Origin of the sequence: Myroides phaeus, assembly GCF_900099675.1 — a bacterium.
Taxonomy (GTDB): domain Bacteria; phylum Bacteroidota; class Bacteroidia; order Flavobacteriales; family Flavobacteriaceae; genus Flavobacterium; species Flavobacterium phaeum.
On record NZ_FNDQ01000005.1, the window covers coordinates 50,505 to 69,572 of the forward strand.

General features: G+C 31.5%; 17 protein-coding genes. 12 read left to right on the forward strand and 5 right to left on the reverse strand.

The genetic code is table 11. From position 1 onward, the window contains the following. Positions 1–525 precede the first annotated feature (525 nt). The 3 genes from BLT46_RS03920 to BLT46_RS03935 all read right to left on the reverse strand — a co-directional run bounded on the left by BLT46_RS03920 (position 526) and on the right by BLT46_RS03935 (position 3,646). Complete coding sequence (locus BLT46_RS03920; RefSeq protein ID WP_090406528.1) at positions 526–1,641, reverse strand: GNAT family N-acetyltransferase; 1,116 nt, start codon at positions 1,639–1,641, stop codon at positions 526–528. A gap of 100 nt (positions 1,642–1,741) precedes the next feature. Continuing rightward, positions 1,742–2,410, reverse strand: a complete 669-nt coding sequence (locus BLT46_RS03925; RefSeq protein WP_090406530.1) for a spermidine synthase — start codon at positions 2,408–2,410, stop codon at positions 1,742–1,744. 729 nt (positions 2,411–3,139) lie between these two features. Continuing rightward, positions 3,140–3,646, reverse strand: coding sequence for a helix-turn-helix domain-containing protein (locus tag BLT46_RS03935; RefSeq protein WP_090406536.1), 507 nt, complete (start codon positions 3,644–3,646; stop codon positions 3,140–3,142). A 303-nt stretch (positions 3,647–3,949) separates the two neighbouring features. Between BLT46_RS03935 and BLT46_RS03940 the strand changes: the two genes are divergently transcribed. The 7 genes from BLT46_RS03940 (at position 3,950) to BLT46_RS03970 (ending at position 10,753) form a co-directional block, all read left to right on the forward strand. Further along, positions 3,950–5,101, forward strand: a complete 1,152-nt coding sequence (locus BLT46_RS03940) for a M14 family metallopeptidase (protein ID WP_090406539.1) — start codon at positions 3,950–3,952, stop codon at positions 5,099–5,101. An 87-nt stretch (positions 5,102–5,188) separates the two neighbouring features. Next, a complete protein-coding gene (locus tag BLT46_RS03945; protein ID WP_006258948.1) occupies positions 5,189–5,668 on the forward strand; it encodes an Lrp/AsnC family transcriptional regulator in 480 nt (159 codons plus the stop codon). Positions 5,669–5,751: 83 nt separating this feature from the next. Beyond that, on the forward strand, positions 5,752–6,756 hold the full coding sequence (locus BLT46_RS03950) for a metal-dependent hydrolase (RefSeq protein ID WP_090406542.1): 1,005 nt from the start codon (positions 5,752–5,754) through the stop codon (positions 6,754–6,756). A 263-nt stretch (positions 6,757–7,019) separates the two neighbouring features. Continuing rightward, the gene (gene pdxY, locus BLT46_RS03955) at positions 7,020–7,865 is read left to right on the forward strand and encodes a pyridoxal kinase (protein WP_090406545.1); all 846 of its coding nucleotides are present in this window, start codon (positions 7,020–7,022) and stop codon (positions 7,863–7,865) included. 271 nt (positions 7,866–8,136) lie between these two features. Then, complete coding sequence (locus BLT46_RS03960) at positions 8,137–8,955, forward strand: hypothetical protein (RefSeq protein WP_090406548.1); 819 nt, start codon at positions 8,137–8,139, stop codon at positions 8,953–8,955. Between the two features lie 327 nt (positions 8,956–9,282). After that, the gene (locus BLT46_RS03965; RefSeq protein WP_090406551.1) at positions 9,283–10,326 is read left to right on the forward strand and encodes an AI-2E family transporter; all 1,044 of its coding nucleotides are present in this window, start codon (positions 9,283–9,285) and stop codon (positions 10,324–10,326) included. Positions 10,327–10,357: 31 nt separating this feature from the next. Continuing rightward, complete coding sequence (locus BLT46_RS03970) at positions 10,358–10,753, forward strand: (deoxy)nucleoside triphosphate pyrophosphohydrolase (protein WP_394332435.1); 396 nt, start codon at positions 10,358–10,360, stop codon at positions 10,751–10,753. Positions 10,754–10,945: 192 nt separating this feature from the next. Here BLT46_RS03970 and BLT46_RS03975 read toward each other — a convergent pair whose 3' ends face one another. Continuing rightward, positions 10,946–11,404 (reverse strand): PaaI family thioesterase, encoded by a 459-nt coding sequence (locus tag BLT46_RS03975; protein WP_090406554.1) that lies wholly within the window; start codon positions 11,402–11,404, stop codon positions 10,946–10,948. A gap of 444 nt (positions 11,405–11,848) precedes the next feature. Here BLT46_RS03975 and BLT46_RS03980 point away from each other — a divergent pair, with 444 nt between their 5' ends. From BLT46_RS03980 to BLT46_RS04000, 5 genes are all read left to right on the forward strand, one after another. Then, positions 11,849–13,372, forward strand: coding sequence for a S41 family peptidase (locus tag BLT46_RS03980; protein ID WP_090406557.1), 1,524 nt, complete (start codon positions 11,849–11,851; stop codon positions 13,370–13,372). 261 nt (positions 13,373–13,633) lie between these two features. Beyond that, on the forward strand, positions 13,634–14,347 hold the full coding sequence (locus BLT46_RS03985) for a sterol desaturase family protein (protein ID WP_090406559.1): 714 nt from the start codon (positions 13,634–13,636) through the stop codon (positions 14,345–14,347). Between the two features lie 30 nt (positions 14,348–14,377). Next, positions 14,378–14,716, forward strand: coding sequence for a hypothetical protein (locus BLT46_RS03990; RefSeq protein WP_090406562.1), 339 nt, complete (start codon positions 14,378–14,380; stop codon positions 14,714–14,716). A gap of 190 nt (positions 14,717–14,906) precedes the next feature. Next, positions 14,907–16,028 (forward strand): hypothetical protein, encoded by a 1,122-nt coding sequence (locus BLT46_RS03995; protein ID WP_090406565.1) that lies wholly within the window; start codon positions 14,907–14,909, stop codon positions 16,026–16,028. 208 nt (positions 16,029–16,236) lie between these two features. Next, entirely contained in the window at positions 16,237–18,015 is a 1,779-nt protein-coding gene (locus BLT46_RS04000) for an aminopeptidase P family protein (RefSeq protein WP_090406568.1), read from the forward strand. A gap of 145 nt (positions 18,016–18,160) precedes the next feature. Here the strand turns inward: BLT46_RS04000 and BLT46_RS04005 are convergent, their stop codons facing one another. Beyond that, positions 18,161–19,018 carry a helix-turn-helix domain-containing protein gene (locus BLT46_RS04005; protein WP_090406571.1) on the reverse strand — a complete coding sequence of 286 codons (858 nt, stop codon included), beginning with the start codon at positions 19,016–19,018 and terminating at the stop codon, positions 18,161–18,163. Positions 19,019–19,068 lie beyond the last annotated feature (50 nt).

Consider the following 19,068-nt stretch of genomic DNA (forward strand, 5'->3'; position numbering starts at 1 on the left):
TTTTTAGCGCATTATTCGCGTTAATAATAAAAACCATTGAATGTAAATATAGAATAAAAGTCGATGTACAAAGGACTCTTATATAAAATGGAATGACCAAAGAATAATGCAAATTATAACAATGTCATTTTTAAAAAAAGCTTAATAAGCTTGGTTAGATTTCAAATCTGATGAGTACAAATTTACTGAAAGATAGCAGTATAGGCAAATGGAGTATGTTTTTTGCTAACAAAATAGACGAATAATTGCATTAATTCTAAAATGTGTAAAATATTTTGTTAATAAAGAAAAGAGGGGCTATGTTCCCAAGTATAAAGGGAATACACCAACTAAGATGTCGTTTTTAAAGATGAAAAAGAGAGGAGATTGTTGTAAACCTTATTTTTTTGTTAAAATAAATAAAGTAGTGGATTTGAAGGGAGATATAAGTAGTTGATTATGAATTTAGAAAAGGAAAAAAGGTAAAAAAAAGCAGATAACCACTTTTAAAAAGAGTTATCTGCCTAAGTATATTGTAGTGAAAAGTTAGATATCCATACGGTATGTCTTTCTTTCTTTGTGAATAATCGGATTTAGATTTTTCCACAATTGTTGAATCTTATTATTTTCAACTAAAAGCGGATTAGTTTCGATGATACTAATATTGTGTTTCGTGAAACACTTGTAAATTTCTTCAAAAATAAGTGCTGTTACCCCCTTATTTCTGTACTCCGGATCCACACCAATTAAGTAATACTCTGCGTGGTTGTTCTTTTTCATAGCCTGTAACAAGTGCCAGAAACCAAATGGGAATAATTTGCCATTCGCCTTTTGAAAAGCACGTGAGAAAGAAGGCATTGTAATAGCAAATGCCACCATTTTATTGTTTTCATCCATGACACAAGTAATGAAATCAGGATGTATGAATTGCAAGTATTTCTTTTTATAATGCTCAACTTGGAACGGCTGAATTGGCACAAAACTCTGTAAATCAGCATAGGTTTTGTTTAATAAAGCAAACATCTCATCAACATAAGGCATTAACTCCTTAATTGTTTTAAACTCCAATACTTTGACATTATATCTATTTTTAACAATAGCAGACATCTTTTCAATCTTCTCTTTGTTGTAAGCCTTTAAGTCAAGTAAGTACTCAATCCACTCTGCCTCAGGTTTAAAACCTAACTGTTGTAAATGAGTAGGGTAGTATTCAAAATTGTAAATACCAATCATTGTAGCGATATAATCAAACCCCTTTGTTAGCATTCCCGCCTTATCCATATTAGAGAACCCCATTGGACCTTCGATATACTCCATACCGTGTTCTTTCCCAAAAGCAATTACAGCGTCTATAAGCGCCTTAGTTACCTCTACGTCATCAATCATCTCTAACCATCCAAAGCGTACCTTAGGCTTGTGCAAATCCTTTACTTCAGTCCAATTGACACAACACGCAACTCTACCGACAAGTTCGTTATTTTTATACGCTAAGTAAAAGCGCACATCCACTGTTTTGAAAATATCGTTGTTTTTATCAAAGCTCTTGATTTCCTCTTTAATCATTGGAGGAACCCAATACGCATTGTTCTTGTATAATTTAAAAGGAAATTTAACAAACTCTGTCATTTGCTGGTTTGTCTTCGCTTCTCTAATTTCTACCATTTTAATTCAAGTATTTTTCTTTCCACTAAGTCTAATGCAAATATAAATAAAAGCAGTGCGATATCTATTTTTATCCCATAGAAGTGTTTACACTATTATCTTATTGCAATTTTTTAATAGTTAATATTTCGTTGTATTTCTGTAGTTTTGGGTGACTTCTAACGGAGTATTCTTCTGGTTGAAATAAAGCACAATACTCCTTGTTTCTTCTTTTTTCTAATTCGTTTAATGTAATGGTATTAAATAGTATAAAGCCATTTATATTAAGTATTCGTTTAAGTCTTTCTGCAAAGTAATTTTCAAACAAAAACGTTGGCATATTAGCATCTTGAAAGATATCTATAACGATTAAGTCATAGCGTTTTTGACACCTTAAAACATACTCAAAAGCATCCATTTGGTGTATTGTATGTAACTCTGAATACTTGTCTAAATCAAAGTATTTTTGTCCGATATAGATAATAGCAGGGTCTAATTCTACACTATCAATTTGCTTGTTAAACTTGACTTCTTCCCTTAAAAGAGCGATAATATTACCAGCTCCCAGTCCGAGCACAAGGACATTGTTCATTGCTCTTACTTTCTCGTAACCAACGAATTGTAAGCCTTTTTTAAGCACTTTCTCCAAGTTTCCATAAGAATAGTTGGTATGTTCAGTATCCACTACTAATTGACCGCTATTCCACGTTACTTCAAGCTGCTTGCTAACTTTAGACGGAATCTTCTTTTCGATAATAGGGGTAAAATAACTAAGAAATCTTTTAATCATCACATTTTACTTGCTAAAAGTCAAAGATAGTTTAAATAAATATTTAGTCATTCTCAAACTTAAAATAAAGCTAATAAGATCGTGTATTTACAGGGCTTTTTCTCTCTTTAAAGAACAACTAAAAGTAGGCTTTGGCTATTTACGAAAAGTTAAGAGAAAAGAGAATAGCCTTTTTTTAAAAACAGAAAAAGTGCCTTTAAAGGCATATGAAGCCGATTTTAAAAAATAGCTGAGCCCAGTAACGGTGGGGGAGGGGAGGTGTTTTGTCTTTTTAGCAAGAAGATACAAGAACTGTTTTAGGAGAAAAAGTCAAGGGAAAATTAGTGTCTTTTTATGGAAAAAATGGCGTTTTTATTAATTGATGTCTAAAACTAAGGAAAACCGCGGAATTAGCTATATGAAGACTTCAAATGATAGCCGTAAGCAGTTGTATACACGTATTATATATGTTTTCATTGTATCATGTTCGAGACATACTCGAGACAAGTACCACATTTGCTCGGAAATAAGCCTTTTTTCCGAAGGTGTGTGGTACTAATGTGGTACTTGTTCCGAACTTGATCGCATTAAAACCCTGACAAGTCTTGAAAATAAAGGGAAAATGAAAGACAATACAATTAGAAATAGTCCCCATTATTTGGATAAATAAGGGGTGTAAATTAGCTGTATATAAGAAAGAAAAACTTTTTTCAAGGCAATTTAGAGTATAAGAAGAGTCAAGAAAGCATCTTATTGACGTGGTTTAAATTGCTTAAAAGTACCGTCTTTATAGAAAACAACGATCTGATCTACATTGGAATTTACGTGTAGAGGGAATTGGTTTAAGATAGAATTACTATTGTTAAGTGCAGCGTTATCTTCTTGTTTTTGAACTGTGTTACTATCGCTTTCTTGTGTTTTAGTACCCGTTTGATCATCTTCTTTCGAAGTAATTATATGACCCGTTAGCGGGTCAATAGGAGGGGCAATTGTAGGGACAGGTTGCTGTATAATTTTAGTAATAGAAGTAACATTTTCACTCTCAATATAATTCCCTTTTCCCTTCAATAACCAGGTTAAACTGATCTCAGGAAAGGCATCATTTATCTTCATAACAAAGTCTAAACTCGGCTTGTTTCTACCCGACAATAGGTGAGACAAACTTGACCTTTGAACCCCAATTTTATCAGCAAAAGCAGAGGCAGTATAGTCTAAGTTTTCAAGAAGAAAAGCAAGCCTGTTTACAAAATGTTCCATAGTAAATTGTTTAAGAAAGTGAATAAATCAACTGTTTACAAATGTAATAAAAATAATGATATTACAAATATATACAGCTGTAATATTGTAAATAGCATTAAACCTAATCTTTAGGTTAGTTAGTTTTGTTAGTTGGTAATCAATTGATTAAGAATATTAATTTAAAAATGTAAACTTCTAAAGGTTACGTTACAGCTGTAAATAGGATAATTGTTTACAATTGTAATTAAAACACTTTTTAAAATTGTTTACAAATGTAAAAAATAAGTTGTTTACATTTGTAATTGTAAAAAAATAGCAGATATGAACTATCAATATTTAGTAGAAAAATACACCTATCATAAAATAAGTGGTCGATATATTACGAGTGAAAAAATAGCTTCTTTTTTGAGTGACTTAAAGGATTACTTTAAGGTAGGAGTCAAAGGAAAATCAGTTGAAGGGAGAGACATAAAAACGGTCACTTGGGGAGAAGGTCCAACGAAGATTTTTATGTGGTCACAGATGCACGGAAATGAATCGACAACAACAAAAGCAGTGATCGATTTATTAAACTTATTGAATGATGAAAAGGAGTCTTTTATAGCAGATTGGAAAAAGCGTTTTACCTTTTTAATTGTTCCGATATTAAATCCGGATGGAGCACATTATTATACGCGAGTAAACGCAAATCAAGTGGACCTAAATAGAGACTCAATTAATTTGACTCAACCCGAAAGTCAGTTGTTGCGAAAACTCTTTGAAGAGTTTAAACCTGATTATGCATTTAACCTTCACGATCAAAGAACTATTTTTGGTGTAGGAGATCAACCAATGCCAGCAACGATTTCTTTTTTAGCTCCCTCTTATAATGAAGAAAGAGAAATAAATGCCAATAGGGAAGAAGCTATAAAGTTAATTGTAGCTATGAATAAAGAAGTTCAGAAAGTAATTCCAGGACAAGTAGGAAGATTTGATGACGGATTTAATATTAACTGTATTGGGGATTATTTTCAAAATCAAGGAGTTCCGACTATTTTGTTTGAAGCAGGGCATTATCAAAATGATTATAATAGAGAAAAAACCAGAGAAATTGTATTTTTAAGTTTATTATCTGTAATTTGTAGTATATTTACTAAGAATTATGAGAATAATACTATAGAATCTTATTTAAGCATTCCAGAGAATCAGAAAAGCTTTAATGATGTGGCAATTGGCCCCGTTTCTTTAGCTGGTAGTAAAGAAGCATATATTGTGAAAATTCAGTATTTAGAGCAATTAAAAAATAATAATGTTAAATTTTGTCCCATTATCGTGGATATTATTAAAAAAGAAAGTAAATTTGCCCATCATTATATAAAAGAGAGCATATTTTTTAAGAACTCTTTGGTTAAAATAGAAGATGCTTTAGATAAGAATTATCTTGAGCTTGTAGATTCTGGCTTCTCTCAAGATAATGGATTATTAAATAAATAATAAAATTTGTTGTTTTTTAGAAAATAAGAATTTTATTTAGTATTATTGTACAGAATTATAGATTATAATAAGATAAATAATTGTTTTATGAGTAAATTTCGTTTAGATGAAATCGATCACCAAATCTTAGATATGTTGATTGACAATACGAGAGTTCCTTTCACAGATATTGCAAAAAAATTACTGATTTCTGCAGGTACTGTTCACGTTCGTGTTAAGAAAATGGAAGATGCAGGAATTATCCAAGGTTCTTCATTGACATTAGATTACGAAAAATTAGGATATGCTTTTATAGCTTATATTGGTATTTTCCTACACAATACTTCGCAAACTAAATTTGTATTAGAGCGTATTAACGAAATTCCTTTCGTAACTGTAGCACACGTTACAACTGGTAAATTCAATGTTTTTTGTAAAATTAGAGCGAAAAACACGCGTCATGCAAAAGAGGTTATTTATATGATTGATGATATTGAAGGAGTTTACAGAACTGAATCAATGATTTCTTTAGAAGAAAGCATCAACGATAAAAAACGTTTAATGCACACGATTTTTAAAGAATTATAAGAAATAGAACACTTATAAGAAGAAATAATAAAAACTGCCGTATGGCAGTTTTTTTTTTATTTGTATTTTTGAAAAAAAAGTTAATGGATTCTTTAACACAAATTGTATTAGGGGGAGCTGTAGGGAATGCGATAGCTGGACGTAAGATTGGTAATAGGGCCGTTCTTTATGGGGCGATAGCTGGTACTATTCCTGACTTAGATGTTCTATCTGTATTTTTTACTGATCCAATATCTGCTGTAGAAATGCATCGTGGGATTACGCATTCTATTTTGTTTGCCGTTTTAGCGTCTATTTTGTTTGGCTATATTGTGTACAAATTAGAAAAGAAAAATGGCGTTACCTATGAAGAAGGATATTGGTTGTTTTTTTGGGGATTGTTTACACACGCCTTGTTAGATATGTTTACGACTTGGGGTACGCGATTACTATGGCCTTTTGATTATGCTTTTGCTTTTAAGTCTATTTTCGTCATTGACCCTCTATATACTATTCCGTTTATCTATTTTTTGGTTCGCTCTATGCGGGAGAAAAAAGATATAGAAAAAAGGATACACTTGAATAGATTGGGTATTTATGTTAGTAGCTCCTATTTGGCTTTGACATTGCTTTTAAAAGCGGTGGCTTTTTATGAGTTTACAGACGCTTTGGATAAACAAGGTATTAAGTATAAAGAGATGTCTGTAAAACCAACAGTGATGAACACTATTTTGTGGAACGCAATGGTTGAAACAGAAGATGCTTTTTTAATAGGTGAGTATTCCTTTTTTGATCATTCAGATATTGCATTCCAACGTTTTGAAAAGAATGAATATTTTATTAACAATATAGCTAATCACAATTTGTTTAATCGATTAGTGAAAATATCAGAAGGTTATTATACTTTTTCTGAATACAACGACGAGATTCACTTTAATGATTTGCGCTTTGGTTTGTTGAAGAATGAAGGGGAAGATGTTCAGTTTGCTTTTAGCTATCGATTTGTTGTTAATGAAGATGGTGAGTTGCAGGCAGAAGAGGTTAAGAAAGAACGAAAAGATGGGTTAAAGTTGTTAAAACGAATATGGATTAGATTGCAAGGAATATAAACAAAAAAAAGGAGCTAATAGGCTCCTTTTTTTTGTTTTAAAGCGATTTGAGCAACTTTAAACAGAAAAATAGGAGTTAGTATGTCTTAGGTATAAAATAGCTTTTAAAAAGTTTTTATGAAGTAAATATGTCTGTAATAGCTATTGTATTCGTGAATTTTAAAATACTTTTGTGCACAAGTTATTTTTATAACTGATAAAAGGAGTGTTTAATAGTTCAAATAGTTTTTAATTTAAAAGTATTTGAAATCATTATTTAGAAGATGGAAATATTTAAAAGAAATATCATTTCTATCCAAAGTTTAGTTTCAGCAGGTTATGTTGGAAACAGTGTTGCTGGTTTAGCAATTCAACTACACGGTATAAATCCTATTATTTTGCCGACCGTAATGCTGTCGAGCCATGCAGAACAAAATATATATTACGGAGATGTTGTTTCTCCAGATTTATTCAAGAAATTAATAAGAGGAATTTGCGAGGTAGGACTTCGAGAAGAAACCAAGTTTGCTGTCAGTGGTTATATCAATACGGCCGAGTTGATAGATTTAACAGCCGAATTTATAACGGGGTGGAAAAAGGTTCAGAAAGAGGCTATCTATATATACGATCCTGTATTGGGGGACACTCGCGCAAATGGACTGTATATTCCAGAAGCTATTGCAAAGCATTCTGTGGCTACATTACTTCCTTTATGTGATGTATTGACTCCAAATCAGTTTGAATTAGAGTTTATAGTAGGTCAAAAAATAACGACTGAACGTGAATTGGTCTCTTTAATAACAGGTCATCCGATTTTAAGTAGTAAACAAGTTATACTTACAAGTGCTGTGTTGGCAGATACAATAGCTGGTCAAATTGAAGTAATAGTTGTAGAAAATGGTCAGATTTCGAGATTTAGCACAGAAAATATACACATTGAGGTAGTGGGAACAGGAGATTTGTTTACAGCAATTATGACTTCTCAATTAGCTAATGGTAGAAAGGCAAGTGAAGCTATACAAAATGCAATGAATTTTGTTTGTAGAGTATTGACATTTACTAAGGAAAAGGGATTAACATCAATGAGTGCTTCAGCTATTATGCAAGCATATCCTTCGTTATTGTTGTAGTTTTTTGAATTATACGTAACTAACTGACTGTTAACATTAATAATAGTTTAAAAATTGATATAATTATATTTTTGTCCTCATATTTTTATTACTTTTGAAAATGTGTAAGTTTAGTTAATTTTGCTTTAATAGCGTATTTTAATTCTTTTATTTTGTGTTTATTTTAGATTAAAGTACTTTAATTAACTAAAAATAGTTTTTTTTATTTAAAATAAATAAGGGCGATGTTATGAGGAAAATTATATTTTTTTTATTTATTAGTTTACTAATAATGTCATGTACAAGTAATGATATTCAAATAATAAATGAAGACAAACTACATTTATCAGTAGAGCATTCAACTTCAATAGAAGGGGATTTAGTATATTTTACTGTTTTAGATAATTCTTCAGTAGAAGTAAATGCTCAGCTATATACAGATGACAACTTGATTAGTAATCCATTTAAGTTTACTAAAAAGGGTACATACAAGATAACGGCAAAGAAAAAAGGATATGAAAATAGTAATTCTATTGAAGTAACAGTGATTAAAAAGCCGAGAAAGAACAATGTAAGTACTACTAAGCAACACTACGATATAAAAAGTGTTTCAATGTCTGTTGAACAGATAAGTAAAATAGATTATGAAGCGAGCAAGGAGTATTATGTTGATAAGGCGATAAGATTACCAAATGGGAAATGGTATAATATTTACCATATCGATATTAGAATTAATGGAAATACAGGATACGAAAGATTTGAAGTTTGTTATTATGTCCCAAACAAGACAATTGTTGCTAAAGACAATGAAATTATAGATTACGGGCAGCGTGTTTTGCCAAATGAGGTAGATAGTAAGGAGATTATCTATCACGACTCTTGGATAGTAATAGATGATTATGATGCAACAAGAAATTGGGAAACAGCCAAATCAGAAATAGACATAGAAGTAGACGATTTTGAAAACAAGGGAATTGGTGCTGGTTATTTGGGATTAGATATTATAGCTTCGTTTGAAATAGTATATAAAGACGGTAATACTCCTATCAATATCGTTTATGAGGGAGTTGTTAGATTTTGTGAGAAAACTGAAAATGTAAATAATTTTTAGAAAAAAAGGTATTGATCGGTAAGTGATTTAAAATAAAAGAACTCCATAGGTGTAAAACTTATGGAGTTTCTTTTTCATAGCATTTTAGTAATTTTAATAAGAAGTGGTAATTGTTCTACATCTTACAGATACAAATATAAGTTAGAACGTTTCTAAATTCATATTTTATGTTGTTTTTTAACAAATGTTATCCTAAAGGGATAAGAGTTATGTGGTTTACTATGCGTTTTTATGATATTAATAAAAATATTGTCTATTAAAATTGATTTAAGGGATAATTATAGAGTGGGTTTTCATAAATTTAGCAAAGTTTAAACTCATATTGTGATGAATGATAAAATAAAATCAGCAATACCAAGTGGTATTTTAGTACAAATAGCATTCTTACTTGTTATTGTTTTCGTTTTCTTTCTATTGGTAAAGAATTTAGTTGTGTTTTTGCCAGGTTTCTTAGGAGCTATCTGTCTGTTTGTTTTGTTGATCAATCCATTCAGATGGCTAACAGAAAAAAAAGGGTGGAAAAAAATCTGGTCCATTGTAGTCTTGATATTAGGAAGTGCTTGTTTAATCTTAGGTCCGATGTATTTGTTAATTCAAACATTAACTAAGAAAATATTAGTTATGTTAGACGATAAAGACAAGATAAAAACAGGAATTACCAGTGTAGTAGATTTGCTACATACCAAATACAATATAGATATTTTTGACCAAAGTAATTTAGAGAAGGCTACAGAATTAGGAGGTAAGGTGTTACAGTCAATTGTCAATACCTCAGTGAATGGGCTAATGGAAATAGGAGTTGCTTATTTATTACTCTATTTTATGCTGGTTGATTATAAATCAATAGAACGTTGGTTTAATAAGTACATTCCCCTTGGTAGAGCAAATATGGACAATATGAAGATCGATATGAAGAAATTAGTAGTTTCTAATACGATAGGTGTTCCGTTAACTGCTTTTTGTCAAGCTGTGGTTGCTTATGTAGGATATTTGATATTTGGCGTAGATGACGCTTTTGTATTTTTTGTATTAACAGGATTTGCTGCTATGATACCGGTAGTTGGAGCAGCGCTAATTTATATTCCTTTAGTTGGTATGTTGATAGCACAAGGCGACACTACAAGTGCAATTGGGTTATTACTTTACAGCTTAATTCTTGTTGGGTTATCTGACAATTTAATTCGCTTTATGTTACAAAAGCGAATGGCTGATGTACATCCATTAATTACTATATTTGGTGTAATTGTAGGAGTTAATCTATTTGGATTTATAGGAATAATCTTTGGTCCAATCTTATTTTCATTATTCTTCTGGTTAATTAAGATATACCGTAATGAGTTTGTAATTCCAAGTGAAAATAAACAAGCGTAGTAAAGTTGATTATCTTTATACGCAGTAAAAAATGAAAGAAATGCTTAAAGTTTGCTGTGCAATAATAGAACATCAAGACAAGATATTAGTTGCTCAAAGAAGTGAAACAATGTTGCTTCCACTGCAATGGGAATTTCCAGGAGGGAAATTAGAAGTAGGGGAAACAGTTGAGGAGTGTATTGTTAGAGAAATAAAAGAAGAATTAGTTATGGATATTGCTGTAGTAAAGCCACTTACCCCAGTAGTACATCACTATGATACTTTTTCTCTTGAATTAATTCCGTTTGTTTGTAGCTGTAAATCAGTACATTTTGAAAGAAAAGAACACAAGAATATTGTTTGGAGTGATAAACAAAGGTTAATGGATTTTGAATGGGCAGCAGCAGATATTCCGATTGTTCAAGAGTATTTGAAACTGTGCAATTAGAGTAAAACTTATATTTTATAATTGCTTAATAGCATTGGGATCTTGACTTGGTGAACAAGAGGTTTAGAAGTAAGCTTAGTTTAGAAGAGTACACTAATTGAAGGATGTAAAATAAGACAAGGGGGCTATTTGATAGCCCCTTTTATACTTATTTTGATGCTTTACTAATTAATCTTACTTCAGTACGAAAGATTATTCTTCTTTTAATCGAATAGCTAAAAGTTCTCCAGTGGCACATACAACATCATTGGCGCTAAGCGTCATATCTACCCATACTTTACGGCCTTCTATGTTGCGCAGTTTGCCTTTTAATAGCAATGGGACCCCCATTGGAGTAGCGGCTTTAAAGTCAACTTTTAAAGAGGCAGTAACGCAACGTACAGGAATAGGGCTTACTTCAAGAGAAATACCTTCTTGTTTACATAAAAAAGCCGCAGCAGAACCAGTACCGTGGCAATCTAATAAAGAAGCTATTAATCCGCCATATACACTTCCTGGTAATGCTGTATATTTAGAGTCTGGAGTAAACTCAGCAGTAGTTTCCTCCCCAATTAAATAGGTTTTGAGTTGATAACCATTAGGATTATTTTTTCCACAACCATAGCAATGCGCTAAATTTTCAGGGTATAAGTCTTGAATTGCTTTTGTCATATGTCTTTGTTTTATAGGTTCGTTTTTGTAAATATCAACAATCGAGTTTAGAATGACAAACAATTGTATTTAATAGTATCACCTGAATATTCTATTCATTAAAAAGTAATGAAAGCTCTTAATAAGAATATAAATATGTGAAATTATGTACTCAGTAAGTTTTATTTTCTTAAATTCGAATAAGTAACACCTTAAAATATGAAAGGATAGTATATGTCAAGTCAGTTTATAGATGAAAAAAAGAAAACTTAGTAGTAATGTTTTATAATAAAAGTTAAGTTTATCTGTTATATAAAAATAGAAAGCATGTAAGAATAAAGTTATTTAAATTATAATAACTTGTATTTACTATAAATGAATATAGAATAGTGAGAAAGAAATGAACTTTTTAGAAAAAAGCAATGTTTTTCACAGGTTCTATTCAATTAAATATTATACTAAGAAATGATTAAAAAAGGTTTATTATTAGTTACCTTATTAGTGAGTCAATGTTTTGTTTTTGGTCAAAAGAAATATTCGGAATTAACACAAGAAGATTATCTTGAAGACTTCGACATTTTAATCAATATCGTAAAAAATCAACATCCCAATCCATATCGCGTAATATCAGAGAAAGACTTTGATAAGAAAGTTGCGAGTATAAGAAAGAATTTAGAAGAGCATCCGAGCTATGCTACGTTTTTACTCTCAAATCCTATACCTTACATTCACGACGCACATTCTTCTTTGTCTACAGATACAACTATTTTTGAAGATTTTACTAAGGAGACTCATTTCTTTCCTTTAGCTACGCTTGTATTTAATAGTAAAGTGTTTGTTAATCAGCACAATCCGTACATTCCACCAGGGAGTATAATTAAGAGTGTCAACGGAATTGAAGCGAGTAAGATATTAAGTCGTATAAATGTGAGTAGTGATGGAGAGATCAAAGCTGATGATGCTAAGGATTTTACGTTTTATATATCGCTAATGTTTCCAGACGCTAAGGAATACGTTATTGCTTATCAAGAAGGTTTAGAAAGTGAAGAGATAAAAGAAGTTACAATCAACACGGTGAGTTATTTCCGAAACTTTTACAATGTTCAAAAGTCGATTTTACCTTTGGATTTAATTACGTATTCTTATGGTATTTATGGTAGAGAAGTAAATGAGGATACTTATATATTAACTATAAAGACATTTGCCTTTTCTGAAGAGTTTGCTTATCAGAAGTTAAGTGCGTTTTTTGAGAAATTGAATCAAAAAGGAATTAAAAACCTAATCATTGATATTCGTAGCAATGGAGGAGGGCTTTTAAGTAATATTCCATTATTTTATTCTTTTATTTCAAAAGATAAGGTGTTTAAGAATAGCTATCGTTATGCAACAAAAGTTGTTGATATAAAAGTTCGAGAGAATTTAATAGATGGTAGTGGACGTCAGTATTCTGATTTAGATATCAAGAATATGAACAATTTTATGTTACAGCGTTATGATAAAAGTGAGGATGATGAGTACTATTATGGTAACAATCGCTTAGATGAATCGTATGTAGAGAATTATCCACGAGATAGAAATGTGTTTGAAGGGAATACCATATTATTGATAGATAATAACACTGTTTCCGCAGCAGCTTATTTTGCAGCTTTGTTTAAGGAAAACAAGAGAGGAGTGGTGATAGGACAAGAAACACGTACTTGTAGTAATTTTACAACAGCTTCGTGGTTTATAAACTATAAGTTGCCAAATACACAGACAATTGTTGATCTGCCTCGTTCGGAAGTGTTTTTTAATAATTCAGCAAGTAAAAGCGGTGCTTGTAGAGGGGTGATACCTGATTATGTCGTAGACGAGACGATGTTTCACGCTGGTTTAGTGGAAGAAAAAGATCCAGAGTTAACAATGGCATTGGATCTAATTAAAAGACAAATTGGTCTTAATGTAGCGGAGTTAAGCAAGAAAGTAACAGGGAAAAAACAGAAAAAATAATCTGTGCTATAGATATAAAAGTAAGGAGGTTGTCTTAATAAAAGACAGCCTCTTTTTATTTATCTGTTTTTAAGTGGCAAAGAAGAAAGGTTTTAAAAGGTATATACCCTCTGTTTAAAAGGGGTGGGTAGAAATTAAAAGAAGTACTTATTAATAGCATATTTTTCGATTATTTAAAAGGTTATTAAAAGAGAGGTATATAAATATTACACTACTTTTTGTAAGTTTGCTTTTGCAATAAAATATTATTGTTAATTATCAATGTTACAGACCCTTTCACATTTATCGTGGTTCCAATTATTATTGTTGAGTTTAGCAATAAATATCGTGCTTTTTGCAAGCTCGGTTGGCTTGTACGCATTGGTAAAAATGTTTTCAACACAAGAATTAATTCAAGAGCAAGAACAGAAGTTCTCTAAGGGGGATTTACAGCTTGCAATATTGGTCTTAGTTTGTCATTCTGCTGTATTTCTGTTAGGAGAATATCTTTGGGAACGTGGTTTTATCATTGTTTCAGAGAAGGAGTCAGTCTTTACCATTTTACTGCAAATAGGTGTTTTAGTTGGTGGAATGGATTTCCTGATGTATGTTTTTCATCGCATAGCACATTTACCTGGGCTTTATGGTTTAGTGCATGGAAAGCATCACGAGCATAGTAGTGTCAATTTTTTAAGCTTATTTGTATTACACCCTGTTGAAGCGATTGGTTTTGGGATGCTCTTTATTGTTCTCTTACTAATATATCCTTTTAATGTATGGGCAATCACAGCATACTTAGCAATTAATCTCATTTGGGGTACAATTGGACATCTAAATCAAGAGGTTTTAAAGGAAACGAGATTTAAACAATGGATAAGTACAGTGTTGTGTTTAAGTGTTTTTCATAATCGCCATCATCAATACCCAGATTGTAATTACGGGTTTTATACTTTATTATGGGATAAAATATTTAAGACCTACAGAACTGAAAGCTAATATATTATTACAAGCATATACCTTATATAAATGGAATATAAAATTATAGAATTATTGCGAGAAAGTGAATTGTTTAGTTTTAACAAGTTACAAGAAGGAGATAAGGTATTTGTTGACCAATTTTACAATTGGGTTACAGATGTAAAAGAATTGATTGTAAGCTCCTATGTTGAAAGTAGTGAGCCTTTTATATTAATAAATGAGGTTGATCTTTTACAATTTTCAGTTAATGAAGATAGTTTTATAGTAGAAAAATCGAAAGTAGAGATGGCTTTAAAGAAATGTTTGTATGAACAACAAGCAGTTAAGAGTCATTCTGCAACATTTTTAGAGAAAATAGTCTATGCTATTATGAATTTATTTAAATGATAGTTATTTGAAAATTAACAAGTTGATTGCTTTTGTCGGACTTTGTAAGCAGTTGAAAAGAGGTTCGCATTGAAAAGACAAGTAACTTTCCTTTGAAATTCGTAAATTTGGGTAGATGCCCTTGTGAGTAGTTTTACTGTTTTTAAAAATTACTTGTTTAAAAGGGATTATTGTTATAAAAAGAAGAAATATGAAAAAGATAACCTTACTATACTTACTAACTCTAACTGCTTCAGTACAAGCGCAAGAGGTTGTGGATTCTCTGCCAAATTGTAAACAAGAAAAAGTATTGTTTTTCAATCAGGAGTTTAGTGCAGAAAACTGTATAGTAAATGATAGTTTAGCGATTGAAGAGAGAGTTGTTTCTTTTCCTCAAGAGGCTAAGCAAATGTACAATAGCTTGAAGTTTATTGAACAGCACGATGAACTGTTACAATCGTTTGTTACGGTTAATGATAGTGTTGCAACGGCTAAGGCTACATACACTGCTAATGAGTTGATACAAGGTGTTGTATTGGAACCAATTCAGTCAAACGACTTTAGTTTTGTTTATTACAACGAAGGACAACCTGTGTATCGCTATGTTTTAGATACGGATAATCATTTTTACACGTATGTCAAAGCTGAAATCGAGAAAGATGAAAAGGTACGTGATTTGTTTTACGATATAGAGGAAGGAGAGATATTACCTACTAAGGAAGTGTATGTAAATGGTGATTGGAGTAAATGGGACAAACAAGCAGAGAGAGAAACAATCAACTTAGGAGGTAGAGAAGGAGAGTTAATTAGCATAAATAATCAAGAGGCTAAAGCAGAGCAATTAATCTTTAAAGTAGGTGACGACCAAGGTGTATTACATTACGTATATCTTGAAAAACAAGGGCATGCTATTTATGTGTATGAACAGCAATTTTCTGTTGATGATGGTATTGTAAAAGGAGGTTTTGTCAATAATGCTTTAGTTCAGAATATGGGATTAGACAGAAAACGTATAACTGCACGTACAGAAAAAGGTAATTCTATTTCAGATATTTACTTTGAGAACTTTGCTCCAAGTAATTGGAATCAGCCTAATCAGTATATTTTTGATTACGTAAAGAACTCAAACAAAAAGGTGTTAAGAGCGAGGGTGGTATTAGATAAGTCTATAGAGAAAGAGAGTATCTTTTTTGACGTTTTAGTGGCCTTAGCTAATAATCCTGAATTATTTAGAATTGATGTGAAATTAGCAGACTTTTCTTTTGACCAATTGTTGTCTACACACGTAATACATTTGAAAGGAGATAAGAAAAACCTGTTTACCTTAAAGTAAGCATTAAACAAAATAGAAAAATCGAAGCCAGCTTAGTGAAGTTGGCTTTTTTATTTATGGGGGTATTAGGCTTCTGTATATAAGCTTGAAAATGTGATTATTAAGGAAGTAATTTATAGGTAAATAGTTTTAAAAGGCTTTTTAACAAAAATATCTTCTAATACTTATTGCCATTTTGTACCTTTAGCTTGAAAAACTTATTGAAAAAATGACAAATTTAGAAAAGTTATCAGAGATCCGTTTCTTGATGAAAGAAAAGGGAATTGACGGATATATCATTCCTTCATCTGACCCACATATTAGTGAATATTTACCTGATTTTTATAAATGTATTGCGTGGACATCTGGGTTTACAGGTTCTGCAGGAACACTTGTGATTACACAAGATTTTGCTGGACTATGGACAGACTCTCGTTATTTTGTACAGGCAAATGAACAATTAGCAGGTACTGGTTTTGAGCTTGTGAAGTTGAAAGTACAACACGCACCAGAATATGTAACTTGGTTAGGAGAGAAATTGTCTGAAGGAGCTACGGTAGCTTTTGACGGTAATCTTGCTTCATTAGCTGTTGCTAATTCAGTGAACAGTATTTTAAACCCATTGGGAATTAAAGTGAATGGACACGTGGATCTACTTGATCCAGTGTGGAAAGGACGTCCTGCATTGCCAACAGAAAAAGCATATACATTACCAACGACAATCACAGGACAAGCAACTGTTGATAAAATTGAAGCTGTTCGTAAAGCATTGAAACAAAAAAGAGCAACAGCTCATTTAGTTTCTTCTTTAGACGATTTAGCGTGGTTGTTAAATATCAGAGGAACAGACGTTAAGTGTAATCCTGTTACTTTAGGATTTGCTTTTATTGATCACAAACAAGTGATTTTGTTTATTGACGCTGTAAAACTTGACGCTGCAACAAGAGCAGAATTAGAAAGCTACGGTATTACAATTAAGCCGTATGAAGAAGTAAAAGCTTATTTACAAGGATTAGGTAAAGAAGAGGTTATCTTGTTAGATCCTAAACGTACTTGTTTTGCTACGTATGATTCAGTAGCGGATGGAGTGAAGATTATTGAAGATATGAATCCTTCTACGCTGCTTAAGGCGATTAAGAACGAAGTAGAGATTAACCACGAAAGACAAGCGATGGTTAATGATGGTATTGCGTTGACTAAATTCTTTAAGTGGATTGAAGAGAACGTAGCCAAAGGAGAATTGACAGAGATGAATATCGCTGATCATTTGAGAGGACTTCGCGCAGAACAACCTGGTTTCAAAGACATCAGTTTTGATACAATTGCAGGATATAAAGATCACGGAGCGTTACCACACTACAAAGCAGAGGAACATAGTAACTATAAGTTAGAAACAACAGGATTATTATTAGTTGATTCAGGAGGTCAGTATGAAACTGGAACTACTGATATTACTCGTGTTATTGCATTAGGTACACCAACGCAAGAAGAGAAAGAGGATTATACAATTGTTTTAAAAGGAACAATTGAGGGGTCTATGGCTATTTATACTAAGGGAACAAGAGGATATCAGATAGATGCAATTACGCGTCGTCCTATTTGGGCTACAATGCGTAACTACGGACACGGTACAGGACACGGAGTAGGCTTTTTCTTAAACGTACACGAAGGTCCACAAGTGCTTAATGGTACGGCAACTGATATTGCTATTGAGCCAGGGATGATTACGTCAATTGAGCCAGGATTATATAGAGAAGGTAAACACGGTATTCGTATTGAAAACCTTGTGTTATCTAAGGACTTAGCATCAAATCAGTTTGGTGACTTTATGGATTTTGAAACATTGACTATTTGCTATATCGCTACAGACTTAGTTGAGAAATCATTGTTAGGACAAGAACATATTGATTGGTTAAATAACTATAACCAATGGGTCTATGATTCTATTTCTTCTAAGTTATCTGATGATGAAGCAGCTTGGTTAAAAGAGAAAACAAAAGCTATCTAATAGATTAGATAAGTTGTAGATATTAAAAGGGCGATACATTTGGTGATGTATCGCCCTTTTTAATTTAATAAGCGAGAAATTAGTGTTTAAAACAATCGGTTAGTGTAAGGCGATTATTTTATAAGGTGTGTATTCTAAATACTATTTACATCATATTAGAATAACGTATAAGCGAATGTTTCTTTAAGTGATTAGCTCTAATATATTTCACATACATCGGACGAATAGATTTAAAACCACATTGTGTAGCAATTTCATAGAGAGAATCTTTCGTAAAAAACAATAATTGTAAACCTCTAATATATCTTTCTTTGTTGTAAAAGTTCCAAAAGGTGTCTCCGTAGAAGTACATAAAATCATCGTTAAATGTAGTTTTAGAAATGCCTTTATTTTCTAAGATAGTATATAATTTATTTTCATTTATATTATTAATACTGATAAGCTCGTGATATAAGTCGTTATATTTTTTCTTGTCTTTAGTATAGTAGTCAATTTCTAATAAAACATCATTTAGATTTGTTTTAATATTAATATAGAAAAGATTGAATATAAACTTATTATTACGTACGTCTTTTAATACAGTACCACTAATAGTGCAAAGTTTATTTTTTCTATTAAGGCAATTAAATTTAATAAAGTGATATTTGTTTTCTTGCCAATTGTCGCGTTGGCCTTTACATTCTGCAATAACTACATCCATTACATTATACTGGGTAGTTTTATCAATTGTATCAAAGTCAATTGTATTGATAATATTATAATTACTATCTACAACGATACTAAATGCTTGGGCATATTGAATTTCTTTCTTTTGGTTCAATAAAGTAGCATAGTTTAGGTGTAACATCGATTCAAATAGGCTTGTTGTCATCGACTTAAAAAAGTTGTAGTGAAATCTTTGCCAAGCAATGCTATACTTATTTGCAGAGCTTGGAATATCGACAAATTCATTAATGAATTTTGCCAAGGTATCTGAGACCTCTTCAAAAAGTTCAAGTTTCATAATTTAAGAGTGGTTTGTTAGTTGTCTTGTTAGAATTCGAAATTTATATA